Raw genomic sequence first — 17,513 nt, 5'->3', positions numbered from 1 at the left:
GTACCCGGGGAAACCGCAGCGTGACCGTCGACCCCCCGCGGTCGTTGGAACCCCGACGTACCCGTGGAAGGACCCTCATGCCGCTGCTCGCCACCCGCCCGCCGACCTCCGCCCGCCGTCCGGGCGCACCCGCACGACGGGTCCTGACCGCGGCGCTCGGGCTGGCGCTGGCCGCCGGCCCGGGGGCGGCCGTCGCCGGCTCCGCCCCCGACCGGGCCCGTACGACGCCCGCCGCGGTCGCGCTCGCCGACGGGGCCGGACCCGCGGCCGGGCGTCCCGCGACGACCGGGCGCAGCTCGACCCAGGCGGTGCGGGTGGGGAGGAAAAAGCGGCGGGTGGTCTTCGTCGGCAACAACTGGGAGGGCACGGCCGACCTGCTGCGGCCCGGGTCCTTCAAGCGCATCGCCCGCATCGACGTGGTCCCCGACCGGGAGGAGCGGATGAGCGAGATCCTCTCCAACCCGGTGCGGCTGGCCTTCTACGCCGCGATCCAGCAGTTCATCGGCGAGGGCAACGACCAGCTGGTCGACGACATGTACTCCTCCAACGACGGGCGCCTGCTGGTGGTCTCGCGGCCCTCCTTCGCCGACGTCGTCGCCCTCGACCTGCGCACCCGCGAGATCGTGTGGCGCTTCGCCGTCGACGGCTACCGCTCCGACCACATGGCCCTCTCGCCCGACGGGCGCACCGTGGTCGTCTCGGCCTCCACCGGCAACGTCGTGCACGCCCTCGACGTGCGCACCGGCGAGGAGGTGGGCCGCTTCGAGTCCGGCGGCTCCCCCCACGAGAGCGTCTACATCGACGGCGGCCGGCGCATCCTGCACGCCAGCATCGGGATGGTCTACTCGCCCTTCGACCACCCCTCCCTCGACCCGACGAAGGACGAGCGGGTGCTGCAGGTCGTCGACGCGCGCACCTTCGAGATCGAGCGCCGCTACGACCTGCGCGCCGCCCTCGACGCCGCCGGGCTCGAGGACACCTCGACCGCGGTGCGCCCGCTGACCCTCTCGCCCGACGAGCAGCAGGTCTACTTCCAGCTCTCCTTCATGCACGGCTTCGTGCAGATGGACCGGCGCAGCGGCGAGATCACGCGGGTCAAGCGGCTGCCCGACCTGGTCCCCGAGACCCCGCGCGAGCTCTACCTGCTCGACTCCGCCCACCACGGCATCGCCATGGACCCGACCGGGCGCCGGATCTGCGTCGCCGGCACGATGTCCGACTACGTGACCGTCGTCGACGCGCGCTCGTTCAAGCGCACCCCGCTCTTGGTGCGCGAGGACGGCAAGCCCTACTGGGTGACGCCCAGCCACGACGGCAAGCACTGCTACATCTCCTGGAGCGGCACCGACGAGGTCTCCAAGGTCTCCTACCGCACCGGCGAGATCGTGCGCACCACCAGCGTCGGCGACCACCCCCAGCGGGTGCGCAACGGCGTGGTCCGCAAGAGCCACCTGCGCTGAGGCCCTCCCCGGGAGAGGTCACGGGTCGCGGGTGATCCGGTAGACGGTGTGCCGCACGCCGTCGGGCGGCTGCGCGCCCAGGAAGCCCGACTCGTGCAGGCTGCGCACCTGCTCCCGCACGCCCGGGTGCGGGCTCGCGTCGGCCGCGGCCGCGCCGGCGGCGTACGCCGCGAAGCCGTGGTGGCCGGGCACGTCACGGCCGGTGAGCGGGCCGGCCTCGAAGGTCAGCGTGACCTGCTCGGGCGAGTCGGGGTTGGCGGCGCCGTCGAGCAGCGGCACCACGTCGCCCTGCTGCTCCAGCGACAGCACGTGGCTGCCGTCCGGGAACGGACCCAGGTGGGCGGTGGGCGAGCCGGCGGTGACCACGTGGGTGATCCGGTAGCCGTGCTGCTCGTCGAGCAGCTGGGCCGCCTGCAGCCCGCCCTGGGAGTGCCCGGCCAGCAGCACCGGCTCGTCGGGGCCGATCCCGGCGGCGGCCATCGCGTCGAGCACGCCGGCGCCGTAGGCGGTCGGGAGGTCGCCGACCAGGGCCAGGTTGGTGCCCATGTCGCGCACGTCGTCGTCCTGGGTCCACGGCCAGGTGGTCATGTCGTCGGTGCCGGGCAGGTAGACCACGTGCCGCGCGACCCCGTCGTCGCCGGTGAAGCTCTGCACCTCGATGGTGCCGTTCATCTCCGGCCGGCCCGGCGCGGAGAGCTCGCTGAGCTGTGCGAGGTGCTCGACGAGGTCCTCGACGCTGCGGGGTGGAGCCGCCGAGGCCGGCACCGCGACGCCGGGCAGGGCCCGGGTGCGGGGCCGGCCGGGGTCGTAGGCGCCGGCGAGCAGCCGGGCGGCCGCGGCGGTGTCGCGGGTGGGCGGCAGCAGGCCCAGCAGCCCCAGCAGGCCGAGGGGCGGCAGCGGCGCCACCGGGCCCAGGGGGACCACGGGACTGCGCAGCCCGTCGACGAGGCCCCCGCCCCCGGCGGCCAACCGCTCGACCAGCCGCGGGTGGTCGGTCACCCACTCCTGCAGGTCGTCACCTTCATCACCTAGGCGCTCGACCAGGAGGTCGCGCCCGAGCTCCGGCAGCCGCGGCCAGAGCACGGTCGTGACGGCGAGGCCCCCGGCCAGCGCCGGCAGCCACAGCGGGGCGGCGGGGCCCAGGGACAGGGCGAGGCTCTGGCCGAGGGCGCGGCCCAAGGCGTGGTCGAGCGCGTCGAGGGCGTGCTCGGCCAGCTCGTCGGCCTCCTGCAGCAGCCGCACGGCCAGGCGCAGCGCCTCCGCGTCGAGCCACCAGCCGGCCGACTCGCCCAGCACCCCGTCGGAGCCGGTCGTCGCCGTCACCACCGCGACCTCGGCCTCGGCGAGGCTGAGCGGGGCGAGGAGCCCCGAGGCCAAGAGGTCGGAGTCGACCAGCACCGCCGCGCCGCGGGCCGCCCAGCCACGCATCCGCTCGGCGGCGGCCTCGAAGGTGACGGCCAGCGCGAGCAGCCGCTCGTACGTCGCCGCGACCCCGGTGACCCCGCCGGTCACCGAGACCACGACGGCGCCGTCCGACCCGGTCACGCCGCGCTCCCGGCCCACCCGTCCAGGGCCCGGGCCAGGGCGTCGACGTCGACGCCGAGCCAGCCCGGGTCGCCGGGCGGGGGCGGCACGAAGCGCTCGACGAGGTCGGGCAGCCCCCCGGCCAGGGCGCCCGCCGCGTCGAGCAGCTCGCCGACCCGGCGCTGCGTGGCGAGCAGCAGCGCCAGCCGCTCCTCCACGACGGCGGCGTGCCGGTCGAGCGCGACCGCGGCGTCGTCGTGCCGCGCGGCCGAGCGGCGCAGCGCCGCGCCCCGGTCACGCACCCGCGCCTGCAGCGCCTCGCCGGCCCGGCCCTGCCACCCGGCCGCCGCGGTCAGCGCGACCAGCCGGTCGGCCTCGGCGCGGATGTCGCCGGCCTGCTCGCGCAGCAGCTGGGCGAGGCGGCGTACGGCGGCGGGGTCGGCGGTCATCGGGCCTCCCGAGGTCGAGGACGGTGTCCCGATGCTGGCCCCGGCTCGCGCGCCGGTGGCGCCGCCGCCGCCCCGCCTGTGGACGGGCGTGCGGGAGGGCGGCCCTGTCGTGCCCGCCGGGCCGGGCCGACCGCCCCCGCGGCCTCGTCAGCGGGTCGTGAAGGCGGGCGCCAGCCGCGCCAGGCCCGTCTCCACGTCGCTGCGCGGCCCCGCGAAGGAGAAGCGCAGCGAGCGGTGCCCGTGCACCGTGTCGAAGTCGACGCCCGGGGCGAGCGCCACCCCCGTGGTGGCCAGCAGGTGGTGGGCGAAGGCCATCGAGTCGTCGGTCAGGTGCGAGACGTCGGCGTAGACGTAGAAGGCCCCGTCGGCCGGCGCCAGCCCCGTGACGCCGAGCCCGCGCAGGCCCTCGAGCAGCACGCGGCGGTTGTCGGCGTACCGCGCCACGTGCCCGTCGAGCTCGGCGTACGACGCCTCGGTGAACGCCGCGACGCCGGCCCGCTGGGCCAGCACGGGCGGGCAGATCGTGAAGTTGCCGGTCAGCACGTCGACGGCGCGGCGCAGCCGCTGCGGCACCAGCATCCAGCCGATCCGCCAGCCGGTCATCGAGAAGTACTTGCTGAAGCTGGAGAAGACGACCGCCTCGCGGCTGGTCTCCCACGCCGAGCGCGCCAGACGGGGACCGCCGTCGAGGACGGCGTGCTCGATGCCGTGGTAGATCTCGTCGGAGATCAGCTGCACGCCGTGCTCCTCGCACCAGCGCGCCAGGGCGGCGAGCTCCTCGGGCAGCAGCATCGTGCCGGTCGGGTTGGCCGGGCTGGCCACCACCAGTCCGCGCAGCCCGCGGCCGGTGCGTGCGGCGAGGTCGGCGTGCAGCGCGGCGACCTGCTCGACGGTGGGCTGGAAGCGGGTCCCGGGCCCGGTGTCGACCTCGACGACCTCGCAGCCCAGCGCGGCCAGCACGTTGCGGTAGCAGGGGTAGCCCGGCCGGGCCATGGCCACCGCGTCGCCGGCCTCGAACGCCGCCAGGAAGGCCAGCAGGAACCCGCCGCTGCTGCCGGTGGTGACCACCACCTCGTCGGGGTCGACGTCGATGCCGTGCGCGCGGGCGTGGTGGCCCGCGATCGCCTCGCGCAGCTCGAGCACCCCCGTCGCGGGGGTGTAGCCGAGCGGGTCGCCCGACCCGAGCAGCCGCACCGCCTCGGCGTTGACCGGCTCGGGCGCGCCGGTGCTGGGCTGCCCGGCCAGCAGGTTGACGACGTCGCCGTGGGTGCGCTGGCGGCGCGTCGAGGCCTCCAGCAGGTCCATCACGTGGAAGGGCGGCACGTTCGCCCGCGAGGCGACCTGCAGGCGTTGGGTGGGAGGCGGCTCCGGCTGGCTCACCCGCCCGAGGCTAGGCGAGGCACCCAGGAGTTTCATCGGCCGGCCGACGAAGCTCCTGGGTGGCCGATGAAGTTTCATCGGCCACCCGCCAGCTTCAGCGGCCGGCCGACAAAGCTCCCCGGGCCAGCTCGGCGGCGGCGACCCCGGCCCGGCGGCCGAAGAACGAGCCCTCCCCGAGCTGGGTGCCCGAGCAGTAGCCGTTGCCGTCCTGGGCCAGGTTGGAGGCACAGGCGCCGGCGGCGAAGAGGCCGGCGACGGGGGAGCCGTCGTCGCGCAGGGCCCGGCCGTCGACGTCGGTGGCGATGCCGCCGAGGGTGAAGCCGGCGTAGAGCGCCTTGCCCAGCCGCAGGTCGAAGACCGCCCAGGGACCGGTCGACTGCGGCGCCAGCCACTGCGGTGCCTTGTGGAGGTCGGGGTCCTCGCCGCGGGCGGCGTGCTCGTCGTAGCGGGCCAGGGTCGCGCGCACCGACCCGTCGGGCAGGCCCAGGGACGTCTCGAGCTCCTCGAGGGTCTCGTAGCCGTCGAGGAGCGGCGCCAGCGGGAAGGTGGGGTACTCCACGTGCTCGCTGTCGACGACGAGGTAGGCCTCGGAGCCGGGCTGGGCCATCACGTGCTGGCTGGTGCGGGAGTGGTAGCTGTCCTCGGCCACGAACCGCTCGCCGCGGTTGTTGATGATCACCCCGGTCAGCAGGGTCGCGGGCGGGTAGACCGGCGCGGTGATGAACGGCTCGTCCATGTGCTGCAGCGCCGCGCCGGCGGACTGGCCCAGGCGGATGCCCAGCCCGTCGTCGTACGTCGAGCCGAGGGTGAAGAGCTTCTCGCCGAGCGCGGGGGTGTGCTCGGCGACCATGTCGGGGTTCATCACGAAGCCGCCGGCCGCCAGCACCACGGCCCCGGCCAGCACCACGCCGGTGCGGTCGAAGCTGCGCCAGCCCACGCCGCGCACCACGCCGGCATCGTCGAGCACCAGCGCGGCGGCGCCGGTCTCGTAGCGCACCTCGACCCCGGCCTCCTCGACCCGCTCGCGCAGCAGGTCCATCACCAGCCGGGTGCCCTCGGTGTCGCCGGCCACGGGCACCTTGTGCCCGCGCGGTGCCGGCCGCGCGAGCTCCCGGAACGGCCAGACCTTCTCGTTGCCGGTGTACATCAGGCCCTCGGTGCCGGGCTGGATGACGGCCTTCTCGGGGTAGTAGGAGCGCTCGAACTCGAAGCCCAGCGCCTCCAGCCAGTCGAAGTGCGCCACCGAGCCCTCGCAGTAGGCGCGGATCTTCGTCTCGTCGGGGGCCTTCGACGAGGCGGTCAGGTAGGCGACCATGTCCTCGACCGTGTCGTCGTGGCCGGTCGCTCGCTGCACCGCGGTGCCGGCGCCGAGGTAGAAGTGCCCGCCCGACATCGACGACGTGCCGCCGTGCACGGCCGCGCGCTCCAGCAGCAGCACCCGGGCCCCGGCGCGCGCGGCCTCCAGCGCCGCGCAGCCACCGGCGATGCCGAAGCCGACCACCACGACGTCGTACGCCGGGGCGTCGGGCGGGGCGCTCGCGACCGGGAGGGTCGCGGGGATGGCGGTGCCGGGGCTGTCCATGGCCCAAATCTAGAACATGTTCCAGTCTGTGGCGACGGTAGGCTGCGACCTCGCGGCCCACCGTCCAGATCGGATGAGATGACCATCGACGTCCAGGCGCTCAACGAGTTCGTCCTCGTGGGCTCCGCGGTGCTGCTGCTCGCCATCCTGGCGGTGCGGCTCTCCAGCCGGGCCGGCCTGCCCAGTCTGCTGGTCTACCTGTTGATGGGCGTGCTGCTCGGCGAGTCCTTCATCGGAGTCCCCTTCGAGGACGCGATGCTCGCGCAGGTCCTCAGCTTCGCCGCCCTGGCGATCATCCTGGCCGAGGGTGGTCTGACCACGAGCTGGCGCGAGACCCGGCCGGTGCTGCGGCTGGGGCTGTCGCTGGCCACCATCGGCACGGTCGTCTCGATCACCGTGGTGGCCGTGGGTGCCCACTACCTGCTCGGGCTGCCCTGGGAGCTCGCGGTGCTCCTGGGCGCGGTCTGCTCGCCCACCGACGCCGCCGCGGTGTTCTCGGTGCTGCGGGTGGTGCCGCTGCCGCGCCGGGTCAGCAGCGCGCTGGAGGCCGAGTCGGGCTTCAACGACGCGCCCACCGTCGTGCTGGTCACCCTCATCTCCGTCGGCACCGTCGGCGACCACCATCCCGGCGTGGTGGCGCTGATCGTGCTTGGCCAGCTCGTGCTGGGCATCGCGGTCGGCCTGGCCGCCGGCTTCGGCGGCGCCTGGCTGATGCGTCGCGTCGCGCTGCCCACCGCCGGTCTGTACCCGCTGGCGGTGCTCTCGATCGCCCTGCTCGGCTACGGCTCCGCCGCGGTGCTCCAGGGCAGCGGCTTCGCCGCGGTGTACGTCGCCGGGCTGGTGCTGGGCAACTCCGAGCTGCCGCACCGCGCCGCCACCCGCTCCTTCGCCGAGGGCGTCGCCTGGTTGAGCCAGATCGGGCTGTTCGTGGTGCTCGGGCTGCTGCTCAGCCCGGGGCGGATCACGCTCGACACGGTCGGGCTCGCGCTGGCGGCCGGGCTGCTGCTGACCCTGGTCGCCCGCCCGGTCTCGGTGGCCGTGAGCGCCCTGGTGCAGCCGATGCCGCTGCGCGAGCTGTCCTTCATGAGCTGGGCGGGCCTGCGCGGCGCGGTGCCGATCGTGCTGACCACGATCCCGCTGTCGGAGGGGGTCGAGGGCGCCGAGCGCCTCTTCGACCTGGTCTTCGTGATGGTCGTCGTCTTCACGGTCGTCACCGCGCCGAGCCTGCCGCTGGTGGCGCGGGTGCTGCGCGTCGCGCGGCGCTCCGAGCCGCGTGACCTCGAGCTCGAGGCCGCGCCGCTGGAGCGGATCGCCGCCGACCTGCTGCAGATCACCATCAGTCCCGTCTCGCGCCTGCACGGCGTCGAGGTGGGCGAGCTGCGCCTGCCGCCGGGCGCGTCGGTCTCGCTGGTGATCCGGGAGGGCGCCACGCTGGTGCCGGAGCGGTCGACGTCGCTGCGCCACGGCGACGAGCTGCTGGTGGTCACCCCGCGCAAGGTCCGCGAGCGCACCGAGGCGCGGCTGCGCCAGGTCAGCCGCGGCGGGCGGCTGGCGCAGTGGCTGCACGAGGACGAGCAGCCCGAGCGCTGACGGCGCAGAGAGCGCCGGGGGCGCAGGGCGCCGAGGGTGCTGCTCAGCCGGCGGTCGGGGGCGGGGCCACGCAGACCTCGACCTCGTTCTTGACCTTGATACGCTTGCGTCCCTTGGCGACCTTGTCGAAGCGGTCGCCGACGACGACCACGATGCCGGGGGCGGTCACCTCACGGTCCACCACGGGCACCTTCTTGCCCAGCGTGGAGAGCACGAGCCGCACCTCGGGGGCATCGCGGTCGGGTGCCCAGACCTGCACCCGCTCGACGTCGGCGTCGCCGGGCGCGTTGCCGCTGGTGCCCTCGGCGAAGCCACGGGCGGAGAGCTGGGCCAGCACCCGGGCGGCGAAGCTGCCGCGGCTGCCGGCGTTGAGCACGCTCACCTCGACCTGGTCGGGGTAGAGCTTGTCGCCAGGGCTCAACGTCGTGGGCGTGCAGCCCTCGGAGGAGACGGTCGACTCGGGCAGCGGCTGGGTGACTGCCGACCAGCCCCACGCGACGCCCGCGACCAGCAGCAGGCCGAGGACGGCCAGGGTCAGGGTGGAGCGGGCCGCGGCCGGGATCTCGGTCATCGGCCCACGGGGTCCACGCGCTCGGAGGTCACACCAGGCAGTGTAACGAGCCAGCCGGGTGGGCCCCCGAGCGCGCGGTGGTGCGTCCGTGCGACGGCGGGAGGCTCAGACGGACCAGCGGATCGCGTCGTCGACGAGGTCGGCGAGGGCGTGCACGCCGCGCAGGTCGTCGCGCTCGCTCAGCAGCCGGGTCAGGCCCTCGGCGTGCCGGTCGCGCAGGGCGTGGGCCCGGGCCCGCTCGAGGGCCGGGTCGGGCAGGGCGGCCTCGGCGCGCCCGCCGTGGAGCAGCGTCAGCGCGGCCGGCGCGCGCCGGGTGCGGTCGGAGGTGTCAGGGCTGGTACGGAGCTGCTGGGTCATCAGTTCTCCTCGGGTCGGCCATCGCTGGCGGGGTGGGTGCGCCCAGCCTCGCCCCGCCACGTCGCCGGGGTGTTGACGGCAGGTGACGCGGGGGTTTCGGGTTCGCGGGAAGGCCGTGACCTGCGCCACGTCGGTGGCATAGGTTGCGGCCGTGACCGAAACTGATACGCGTTCTAGTTCTGCCGGCGCCCGGGACCTCGCGGCCGAGCTCGACCGGCTGCACGCCCTCGAGGACGTGCGCGCCCTCAAGCACCGCTACCTGCGCTGCCTGGACACCAAGCAGTGGCAGGAGTTCGAGGACTGCTTCGTGCCCGAGGCCACGGGTGACTACAACGGGCTGGTCTTCGGCGACCGTGCCGCGCTGGTCGACTACATGCGCACCCACATGGGCCCGGGCCTGATCTCGCTGCACCAGGCGCACCACCCCGAGGTCGAGGTCTACGGCGAGCGCGCCACCGGCCGCTGGTACCTGCAGGACAAGGTGATCGTCGCCGAGCACGGCTTCATGCTCGAGGGCGCCGCGATCTACGACGACCGCTACGTGCGCACGGCCCAGGGGTGGCGGATCGCGCACACCGGCTACCGCCGCACGTACGAGGCGACGTACCGGCTCGCCGACCTGCCCGGCATGCGGGTGCGCGGGCCCGGTGAGCACACCCACGTCTGACGGCCGGTCAGAGCGCCGGGTCGGTCCAGGCCGTCTGCACCACCTCGGTGCCCCGGTCACGGGTCAGCAGCCGGCCACGGCCGGGCACCGCCGGCGCCGGGCGCAGGTTCCCGATGAGCGGGCCCTCGTCGGGCGAGCCCGACAGCAGCAGACCCGGCATCGCGAGGTCGCGCAGCGACTGCACCACGGGCTCGTAGAGCGCCCGGGACGCGCCGCCGGAGCGCCGGGCCAGCACCACGTGCAGGCCGACGTCGTGCGCCTGGGCCATCAGCGGCGCCAGGACCTGCACCGGTGAGGACTGCTGGGTGGCGACGAGGTCGTAGTCGTCGATGAGCACGAAGACCTCGGCGCCCTGCCACCACGACCGGCTGCGCAGCTGCTCGGGCGTGACGTCGGGGCCCGGCAGCCGCTGCTGCAGGTAGGCGGCCAGGTCGGTGAGCGCCGGACCCGCCTGGGTGGCGGAGGTCAGGTAGCTGAGCAGGTACTCCTCCGGCACCTCGCCGAGCATCGAGCGGCGGTAGTCGACGACGACGAGCTGCGCCTGCTGGGGGCTGCGGGTGCGCATCACCTCGTGGGCGTAGGTGCGCAGCACGGCGCTCTTGCCCGAGCGCCCGTCGCCGAAGACCAGCAGGTGCGGCTCGGTGTCGGGGTCGAGCGCGACGGGGGCGAGCTCCTTCTCGTCGACGCCCAGCAGCAGCCGGCCGCCGGCCTTGCCGGCGTGGTCCGGCTGGCCCGGCTGGCCCGTGACAGGCTCGACCTGCGCCAGCTCGCGCACCCGGGACAGGTCGATGCGGGCGGGCAGCAGCCGCAGCTTGGGGCCGCGGGGCCCGCCCCAGGCCTCGCGCACACGCGCCACCAGGTCCTCGACACCCTCGCCGAGGGTGGCGCCGTCGTGGTGGCCGTCGAGGCGCGGGAGCGCGCCCAGGAAGTGCAGCTTCGCCTGCACCAGGCCGCGACCCGGGCGCCCGGTCGGCACCAGGGCGGCCAGCTTGCGGTCGACCTCGGAGTCGATGTGGTCGCCCAGGCGCAGCTCGAGGCGGGTGCCCAGCACGTCGCGCATCGCGGCGCGGAAGTCCGACCAGCGCGCCGCGGCGGCGACCACGTGCAGGCCGAAGGCCAGGCCGCGGCCGGCCAGCTGCTGCACGGCCAGCTCGAGGTCGTCGAAGTCGGCACGCAGGGTGCTCCAGCCGTCGACGACCAGGAACACGTCGCCGTAGCCGTCGTCGGCGCGGCCGGCGGCCCGGCGCGCCCGGTAGGTCTCGATGGAGTCGATGCCCTGGGCACGGAAGTAGGCCTCGCGGCGCTCGACGATGCCGTGCACCTCCGCGACGATGCGGCGTACGACGTCGGTCTCGGAGCGGGTGGCGACCCCGGCGACGTGCGGGAGGTCGACCAGCGGCGCGAAGGTGCCGCCGCCGAAGTCGAGCACGAAGAACTGCGACTCCTGCGGCGTGCTGACCAGCGAGGTGCTGGTCACGACGGTGCGCAGCAGGGTGCTCTTGCCGCTGCGGGGGCCGCCCACCACGGCGACGTGGCCGGCCGCGCCGGCGAGGTCGACGCTCAGGGTCTCGCGGCGCTGCTCGCGGGGCCGGTCGACGGTGCCGAGGGGGATCGTGAGCCCCCCGAGGCGGCGCCACGACGGCGAGACCAGGCCCAGGGAGGGGTCCTCGACCAGGTCGGGCAGCAGGTCGTCGAGCGTGTCGGGCACGTCGAGCGGCGCCAGCCAGACCTGGTGGGCGGCGGGCCCGTGGTCGCGCATCCGGGCCACGGCGACGTCGAGGAGGGAGGGCTGGTTGCCCTCCTGGTTCCTCTGCTGGTCGGGCACCTTCGCGGCGGGTGCCTGCTCCGGCTCCTCAGGCGGCTCGAGCTGCTGGACCTCTGAAATGGTGAAGGGCAGGATGCCGCGCACGTGGCCGCCCTCGTCGCGGCGCACCCGCACCCGTCCCGTCGGCGGCCCCGAGACGTAGGCGGCCTTGAAGCGCAGCATGCTGGTCGGGTCGGGCTTGAGGTAGCCCAGGCCGGGCACCGCCGGCAGCTCGTAGGCGTCGGGCACGCCCAGCACCGCCCGCGACTCCTGGGCGCTGAAGGTGCGCAGCCCGATCCGGTAGGACAGGTGCGACTCGAGCCCGCGCAACCGCCCCTCCTCGAGCCGCTGCGAGGCCAGCAGCAGGTGCAGCCCGAGCGAGCGGCCCAGGCGCCCGATGGCGACGAAGAGGTCGATGAACTCGGGCTTGGCCGCGAGCATCTCGGAGAACTCGTCGACGACGATGAGCAGCGAGGGCAACGGCGCCAGGTCCTCGCCCGCGGCGCGCGCCTTCTCGTAGTCGCGCACCGAGGCGAAGTTCCCGGCCTCGCGCAGCAGCTCCTGGCGGCGCACCATCTCGCCCGAGAGCGCGTCCTGCATGCGGTCGACGAGGGTCAGCTCCTGCGACAGGTTGGTGATGACGGCCGAGACGTGCGGCAGCTGCGCCATCCCGGCGAAGGTCGCACCCCCCTTGAAGTCCACCAGCACCAGGTTGAGCTGCTCGGGGGAGTGGGTCAGCGCCAGGCCCAGCACCAGGGTGCGCAGGAGCTCCGACTTGCCCGAGCCGGTGGCGCCGATGGCCAGTCCGTGCGGGCCCATGCCCTGCTGCGCCGACTCCTTGAGGTCGAGGTGCACCGGGGCGCCCGACTCGTCGAGGCCGATGGGCACCCGCAGCCGGTCGCGGGCCGGGCGGGGTCGCCAGGCCGCCTCCGGGTCGAGGGTGTGCACGTCGCCGAGGCCGAGCACCTCCATGAAGTCGGTGGGCCCGGCGATCTCGCCCGTGCCGGCGCCGGCCTCCACCGGCCCGCCCGACGTCCGGTGCAGCGGGGTCAGCCGGCGCGCCACTGCCTCCGCGGTGGCCAGGTCGCACTGGTCGGCGCTGGCCCGCACCGGCGCCTCGCGCAGCCGCAGCGCCAGCAGCGGCAGCCGGCCGGTGGCGTCGGGGCTCGCGGCCACCTCGAGCCGCAGTCGCGTGGCGTCCTCCAGCTCGTCCCAGCGGGCCGGAAGGTCGAGCACGGTCACGCCGTGCAGCCCGTCGGGCGGGACGACGTGGTTGCCGGGCGGCAGCGTGGCGCCGTCGGTGACCAGCAGGACGTGGGGGGTCGCGGGTCGCTCGTCGGTGCCGAAGCGGGGCCGGTCGCCGAGGTCGGGGGGCAGCAGGTCGGCCAGGTCGTCGAGCGAGGTGCTGACCATCCGCTGCGGCCCGGCGGCGTCGGAGCGCTGGGGCGACAGGCCGTGCGGCAGCCACTTCACCCAGTCCCAGTGGGCGAGGTTCTGCTCGGATGCCAGCACCGCGACCACCAGGTGCTCGGGGGACTGGAAGGTCGTGGCCGAGCAGAGCAGAGCCCGCGCCAGGGACCGGGTCGTCTCGGCGGGGCCGCAGACCTCGATCCGGTCGAAGGCGCGCAGGTCGATCGAGGCCGGCAGGTCGGGCTGGTTGCGGTGCACCACCAGGAGCCGGTGCAGGGCGGAGGCCGCCACCGGGTCGACCTGGTCGATCGGGGCGCTCTCGGGCGGCACCAGCGCCAGTGCCAGCTCCTGGCTGCAGCGGCCGTAGCGCACGTGCAGGAACTCCGGGTCGCCGACGCCGTGCTCCCAGACGCGGGTGCGCTCCTCGGCCAGCGCGGGCAGCGCGGTCGGGTCGGGGTGGCGCCAGGTCAGGGCCCGGCGCTGCTGGTCGGCGGCGTCGCGGGCCACCTCGCGGACGGTGGCCAGGTAGCGCAGGTACTCGGTGCGCGAGCCGGTGACGCTCTGCGCCCGCTGCTTCCGCTGCCGGTCGACCTGCACCACGATGAAGCCCAGGGTCGCGAAGAGGAACATGCCAGCGGCGATGAAGCTGCGCCCCCCGTTGCCCGACGACTGGCCCATGGTCGCGACCAGCACGATCGAGCCGAGGCTGCCCAGCATCGGAATGGCGTTCATCAGCACGCCGGCGGCGCCCTCGGAGCGGTCGAGGCCCGGCGGCGCTTGGAGCTGGATCTCCCCGGAGGGCATCCGGGGCTCCTCGAGTCGCGTGCCCCGCAAGGTGGTGGTCACGGCTCTCCTCGCTGCTCGGGGCCCGCGCTGGGGTGGCCCCGTCGCCCGCGGGAAGCACTACCCTTCCCCACCACGTGCCAAACCGTCCCGCACATGGGGCCGACGGGTAGTCGAGGTGGTCATGACGAGCGACGACGACTCCGGCCGCGTGGCCCTGACGGTGCACGGGGTCGCTGGGGCCGTCGACCTGGTCGTCCCGCTCGGCGCCAGCGCCGCCGACGTGGCGCGCGAGTACGCCGCGCAGGCCGGGCTGCGGGTCGTCCCCGCGCTGGGCACCGCCGCCGGCCGCCTCCTCGATCCCGGCGCCCTGCTGGCGGGGGAGGGGGTCCGCAGCGGTGCGCTGCTGGTGGCGCTCGACGAGCCCGTGACCCCGTCCGCGCGGCCCGCGCCGCCCGCGCCGCTCGACCCCGCCGGTCGGTCAGGCCCCGGTCCCGAGCCCGGTCCCGGGTCCGGTCCTGCGCCGGCGGCGAGCGCCTCCCAGGGTGCGGCCTCCTGGGTGGCTGTGGCCGCGGGGCTGGCCCTCCTCTCGGGCTGGGGCGCCGCCCGCGTCGACGGCGCCCTGCACCAGTTCAGCGTGGCTGTGCTCGTGCTCGCCGCGGTGGTGGGGGTGCTGCCGCTCGGGCGCCTGGCGGCGTACCGGCTGGCGGCGGCGCCGGCCTTTGCAGGGGCCGCCGCGTTCGCCGTGGCGTGGGAGCCCGCCGTCGTGCTGCGCCCCACCGCCGTGGGCGTGGCCGCGCTGGTCGCCGCCCTGGCCGCAGCCGTCGGGCGCGCCCTGTCGCGGGCGCAGGACGAGGCGCTGCGGGTGTGGGTGGTGGCGGGGGTCGTCGTCTTCGTGGTCACCGTCGCCGGCGCGCTGGTCGGTGCGCCGACCCCGCTGGTGTGGGGTCTGCTGCTCGTGCTCGCGGTGCTCGCGCCGCGCTTCGTGCCGGGGCTGGCGGTCGACGTCCCCGACCAGCTCCTGCTCGACCTCGAGCGGCTGGCGGTCACCGCCTGGTCGGCCCGCGAGCGCCCGGCGGGCCGGCGGGGGCGGACCCTGGTCGCGCCCGACGCCGTGGCCGCCGTGGCCGCCTCCGGTGCCCGCACGGTGACGGCGGCCTGCGCCGCCGTGCTGGTGGTGGCCGGGGTCGCCGCGACCGGCCTGCTCGGCTCCGTCACCGCTGAGGTCGACGTCGTCGGGGCGCGGCTGATGGTGCTCTTCGCGGGTGCAGCGATCGTCCTGGCGGCGCGCAGCTACCGGCACCGGGCCGCGCGGGTGCTGCTGCGCCTGGCCGGGCTGGGCTGCTGGGCCGTGCTGGCCGCGACGACCGCGCCGGCCCTGCAGGCGAGCGCCGGGATGGTGCTGGCCGTGGCCGCGGTGGTGGCGGCGGCGCTGGTCGTGGTGGTGGCGGTGGCCACCGGACGGGGCTGGCGCTCGCCCTGGTGGGCGCGCCGGGCCGAGGTGGCCGAGGGGCTCTCCACGGCGCTGGCGCTCGCGGCCCTGGTCGTGGCGTCCGGGTTCTTCCGCAGCCTGTGGGAAACCATCCCCGACGTTTAGCGGGTAAAGGCGGGGGTAGAGGACTGCCCACAGCTCCAGGACGGGTCCGCGATGACGACACGAATCGGCCCGCAGGCTGAGCGATCATCCAGCGCACCCGACACAGGCTCCGGAGGACGGCGCGGCCGCCCCCGGGGCGAAGGAGCACACATGAGCAACGAGTACGGACAGGGCGAGAAGACCCTCAGCCGCGCCGCCGGCATGGTCTCGCAGGCCCGCGGCGAGTTCGACGCCATCAGCAAGAACCTGATGGGCAACGTCGAGGCGATGCGCGCGCAGTGGGGCGGGCAGGGGTCGGTGGCGTTCCAGACGCTGGCGATGGCCTGGGGCGAGAAGCAGCAGAAGATCGTCAGCGCCCTCGACGAGTTCGAGTCGAACCTGGTCACCACCGAGAAGGACAACATGGCCACCGACGACTCCCAGTCCACCGCCATGACCTCGCTGCAGAACAGCCTGGGCCAGCTGCCCAACGGCTGAGCCGGCCCCCGACGATCCCCCACTGACCAGGAGAAGCAACCGATGATGAACGACGGCATCCGCGTCAACCACGCCGGCCTCGACACCGGCGCCGGCGACCTCGCCACCGGCGTCAAGCAGATCGAGGACCGCATGAACCGCCTCGAGGACGACCTCAAGGAGCTCAAGGGCGCCTGGGTCGGCGACGCGAAGGACTCCTACGCGATCGCCAAGGCCAAGTGGGACCAGGCGATCCTCGAGATGAAGGACCTGCTGCAGAAGACCAGCCTGGCCGTCTCCCAGGCCAACCAGGACTACCGTTCAGCCGACCAGCGGGGCGCCTCCCTCTTCAACGGCTGAGCCCGACGTCCTACGGCCAGGGGGCCGGTGCCGCGAGGCGCCGGCCCCCTGGTGACGCATCGCAGCACCAGCACACCGTCCGGCCCCACCCCCGAGAGGGAGACGAGATGAGCCCCCAGACGAGTCCCGCGCCCGCGAGCGCGACCGCCCTGGTGCGCGTGACCGTCGCCTCCGGCAGCCGACGCGTCGACCTGGTCCTGCCCGGAGCGGTGCCGTTGGCCGAGCTGGTCCCCGAGCTGGCCCGCAGCGTCGGGCTGCTCGACCCGATGACGGTGCACGGTGGCTACCGGGTGCTCACCGCCGAGGGCCGGCTGCTGGGCACCGACGCGGGTCTGGTGGGGCAGGGGGTCGAGGACGGGGCGCTGCTCACGGTGACCGCCGGGGTCGACGACCCCGCCCCGCGGGTCTACGACGACGTGGTCGAGGCGATGACCGACGTGGTCGAGCGCGACCTGCGTCCCTGGTCGCCGGCCTCGGGTCGGCGCACCGCGCTCGGAGCGGCCGGGCTGCTGATGGCGCTGGGCGCCGCAGCGCTGCTGGTGCAGGGCGACACGCTGCTGGCCGGCAGTGCCGCGGTCGTCGTGGCCACCGTGCTGGTGGCCGGCGCCGTCGTGCTCTCCCGCACCCAGGCCGAGCCCGAGGCCGCCGTCGCGGTCGCCTGGGCGTCCACGGCGTACGCCGCCGTCGCAGGGCTGCTGCTGGCCCTCGACCCCGGGTACTCCGGGCTCTCCGGGCTCCTCGGGGGCCCGGGCGGGCCGGGTGTCCTGGCGGGCGCGCCCGTCGCCGCGGCCGGCCTGGGCGCCGTGCTGGCCGGTCTGGTCGCGCTGCTCGGCCTCGGTGAGGGTCGCGCGCTCGTGCTGCCGCCGGTGGTCGTCGGCGCCGCGTTCGGCGTGGTCGGGCTGGTGCTGCAGGTCGCGGCGGGCGCGGACGTGGGTGTGCTGCTCTCGACCGTGCTCGTGCTGGTGGTGCTGATGGGCAGCCTCTTCCCGTGGCTCGCGCTCGGGATGACTGGGGCCCGGGTCGAGCAGGTCTACAGCACCGCCGACATCACCGCCGACCCCGACGAGATCGACCCCGAGCAGGTGGGCCGCGAGGCCCGGCTGGCCCACGAGATCCTGCTCGCCATCACCGCGACGGTCGGGCTGCTGCTGGTCCTGGTCGCCCCCGTCGCCGTGGCGCTGGGCCTCGCCGGCACCCTGCTGGCGCTGGTCTGCTGCGGGGTGGTGATGCTGCGCACCCGCCAGTACCGCACCGGCAGCGAGGTCCTCGTGGGCCTGGTCTCCGGCATCGCCGGGCTGGCCTCGATCGCCGTGGCGCTGCTGTGGCTGCAGCCGCAGTGGCGCCCCACCACCGCGCTCGTGCTGGCGGTCGCCGGTGCGGTGCTGCTGGCCGTCACGCTGCTGCCGGGCGAGACCTCGGTGCGCCGCGGCCGGCTGGGCGACGTCGCCGAGAGCGTCTGCCTGCTCGCGCTGGTGCCGCTGGCCCTGGTCGCCACCGGCGTCTTCTCGGCGATCGCGGGCTGA

General features: G+C 75.2%; 14 protein-coding genes. 7 read left to right on the top strand and 7 right to left on the bottom strand.

What is annotated here, in order from left to right; translation table 11 throughout:
- Positions 1-77 precede the first annotated feature (77 nt).
- Positions 78-1,460 (top strand): YncE family protein, encoded by a 1,383-nt coding sequence (locus QWJ41_RS06225; protein ID WP_302706553.1) that lies wholly within the window; start codon positions 78-80, stop codon positions 1,458-1,460.
- A gap of 18 nt (positions 1,461-1,478) precedes the next feature.
- Here QWJ41_RS06225 and QWJ41_RS06220 read toward each other — a convergent pair whose 3' ends face one another.
- The 4 genes from QWJ41_RS06220 to QWJ41_RS06205 all read right to left on the bottom strand — a co-directional run bounded on the left by QWJ41_RS06220 (position 1,479) and on the right by QWJ41_RS06205 (position 6,395).
- Positions 1,479-3,005 (bottom strand): hypothetical protein, encoded by a 1,527-nt coding sequence (locus tag QWJ41_RS06220; protein ID WP_302706551.1) that lies wholly within the window; start codon positions 3,003-3,005, stop codon positions 1,479-1,481.
- The gene (locus QWJ41_RS06215) at positions 3,002-3,433 is read right to left on the bottom strand and encodes a hypothetical protein (protein ID WP_302706550.1); all 432 of its coding nucleotides are present in this window, start codon (positions 3,431-3,433) and stop codon (positions 3,002-3,004) included. The genes QWJ41_RS06220 and QWJ41_RS06215 overlap by 4 nt, the downstream gene beginning before the upstream one ends.
- Positions 3,434-3,580: 147 nt before the next feature.
- The gene (locus QWJ41_RS06210) at positions 3,581-4,813 is read right to left on the bottom strand and encodes a pyridoxal phosphate-dependent aminotransferase (RefSeq protein ID WP_302706549.1); all 1,233 of its coding nucleotides are present in this window, start codon (positions 4,811-4,813) and stop codon (positions 3,581-3,583) included.
- Positions 4,814-4,907: 94 nt separating this feature from the next.
- Positions 4,908-6,395, bottom strand: coding sequence for an FAD-binding protein (locus QWJ41_RS06205; RefSeq protein WP_302706547.1), 1,488 nt, complete (start codon positions 6,393-6,395; stop codon positions 4,908-4,910).
- 78 nt (positions 6,396-6,473) lie between these two features.
- Here QWJ41_RS06205 and QWJ41_RS06200 point away from each other — a divergent pair, with 78 nt between their 5' ends.
- Positions 6,474-7,985 carry a potassium/proton antiporter gene (locus tag QWJ41_RS06200; protein WP_302706545.1) on the top strand — a complete coding sequence of 504 codons (1,512 nt, stop codon included), beginning with the start codon at positions 6,474-6,476 and terminating at the stop codon, positions 7,983-7,985.
- Positions 7,986-8,028: 43 nt separating this feature from the next.
- On the opposite strand, the gene QWJ41_RS06195 is transcribed toward QWJ41_RS06200, so the two are convergent.
- Both QWJ41_RS06195 and QWJ41_RS06190 read right to left on the bottom strand, forming a co-directional pair.
- On the bottom strand, positions 8,029-8,556 hold the full coding sequence (locus tag QWJ41_RS06195; protein WP_302706543.1) for a LytR C-terminal domain-containing protein: 528 nt from the start codon (positions 8,554-8,556) through the stop codon (positions 8,029-8,031).
- A gap of 105 nt (positions 8,557-8,661) precedes the next feature.
- Positions 8,662-8,913: a hypothetical protein gene (locus QWJ41_RS06190; RefSeq protein WP_302706542.1), complete on the bottom strand. Its 252-nt coding sequence runs from the start codon at positions 8,911-8,913 to the stop codon at positions 8,662-8,664.
- Positions 8,914-9,064: 151 nt separating this feature from the next.
- On the opposite strand from QWJ41_RS06190, the gene QWJ41_RS06185 reads away from it, so the two are divergent.
- Complete coding sequence (locus QWJ41_RS06185; protein WP_302706540.1) at positions 9,065-9,580, top strand: nuclear transport factor 2 family protein; 516 nt, start codon at positions 9,065-9,067, stop codon at positions 9,578-9,580.
- A 7-nt stretch (positions 9,581-9,587) separates the two neighbouring features.
- Here QWJ41_RS06185 and eccCa read toward each other — a convergent pair whose 3' ends face one another.
- On the bottom strand, positions 9,588-13,640 hold the full coding sequence (eccCa, locus tag QWJ41_RS06180) for a type VII secretion protein EccCa (protein WP_302706538.1): 4,053 nt from the start codon (positions 13,638-13,640) through the stop codon (positions 9,588-9,590).
- Positions 13,641-13,761: 121 nt separating this feature from the next.
- Here eccCa and QWJ41_RS06175 point away from each other — a divergent pair, with 121 nt between their 5' ends.
- From QWJ41_RS06175 to eccD, 4 genes are all read left to right on the top strand, one after another.
- The gene (locus QWJ41_RS06175; RefSeq protein ID WP_302706536.1) at positions 13,762-15,174 is read left to right on the top strand and encodes a hypothetical protein; all 1,413 of its coding nucleotides are present in this window, start codon (positions 13,762-13,764) and stop codon (positions 15,172-15,174) included.
- A 150-nt stretch (positions 15,175-15,324) separates the two neighbouring features.
- Positions 15,325-15,651, top strand: a complete 327-nt coding sequence (locus QWJ41_RS06170; protein WP_302706534.1) for a WXG100 family type VII secretion target — start codon at positions 15,325-15,327, stop codon at positions 15,649-15,651.
- A gap of 42 nt (positions 15,652-15,693) precedes the next feature.
- Positions 15,694-15,990: a WXG100 family type VII secretion target gene (locus QWJ41_RS06165; RefSeq protein ID WP_302706532.1), complete on the top strand. Its 297-nt coding sequence runs from the start codon at positions 15,694-15,696 to the stop codon at positions 15,988-15,990.
- A gap of 107 nt (positions 15,991-16,097) precedes the next feature.
- Positions 16,098-17,513: a type VII secretion integral membrane protein EccD gene (eccD, locus tag QWJ41_RS06160; RefSeq protein ID WP_302706530.1), complete on the top strand. Its 1,416-nt coding sequence runs from the start codon at positions 16,098-16,100 to the stop codon at positions 17,511-17,513.

Origin of the sequence: Nocardioides cremeus (assembly GCF_030518195.1) — a bacterium.
Classification (GTDB): Bacteria; Actinomycetota; Actinomycetes; order Propionibacteriales; family Nocardioidaceae; genus Nocardioides; species Nocardioides cremeus.
The sequence above is the reverse complement of the archived record's forward strand: the minus strand, read 5'-3'. Positions and strand labels throughout refer to the sequence as shown.

What these genes read in the sequence shown, in the direction of transcription:
- QWJ41_RS06225 (WP_302706553.1), top strand. Translation starts at nt 78, where the DNA reads ATGCCGCTGCTCGCCACCCGCCCGCCGACCTCCGCCCGCCGTCCGGGC.
- QWJ41_RS06215 (WP_302706550.1), bottom strand. Translation starts at nt 3,433, where the DNA reads ATGACCGCCGACCCCGCCGCCGTACGCCGCCTCGCCCAGCTGCTGCGC.
- QWJ41_RS06205 (WP_302706547.1), bottom strand. Translation starts at nt 6,395, where the DNA reads ATGGACAGCCCCGGCACCGCCATCCCCGCGACCCTCCCGGTCGCGAGC.
- QWJ41_RS06200 (WP_302706545.1), top strand. Translation starts at nt 6,474, where the DNA reads ATGACCATCGACGTCCAGGCGCTCAACGAGTTCGTCCTCGTGGGCTCC.
- QWJ41_RS06195 (WP_302706543.1), bottom strand. Translation starts at nt 8,556, where the DNA reads ATGACCGAGATCCCGGCCGCGGCCCGCTCCACCCTGACCCTGGCCGTC.
- QWJ41_RS06190 (WP_302706542.1), bottom strand. Translation starts at nt 8,913, where the DNA reads ATGACCCAGCAGCTCCGTACCAGCCCTGACACCTCCGACCGCACCCGG.
- QWJ41_RS06175 (WP_302706536.1), top strand. Translation starts at nt 13,762, where the DNA reads ATGACGAGCGACGACGACTCCGGCCGCGTGGCCCTGACGGTGCACGGG.
- QWJ41_RS06170 (WP_302706534.1), top strand. Translation starts at nt 15,325, where the DNA reads ATGAGCAACGAGTACGGACAGGGCGAGAAGACCCTCAGCCGCGCCGCC.
- QWJ41_RS06165 (WP_302706532.1), top strand. Translation starts at nt 15,694, where the DNA reads ATGATGAACGACGGCATCCGCGTCAACCACGCCGGCCTCGACACCGGC.
- eccD (WP_302706530.1), top strand. Translation starts at nt 16,098, where the DNA reads ATGAGCCCCCAGACGAGTCCCGCGCCCGCGAGCGCGACCGCCCTGGTG.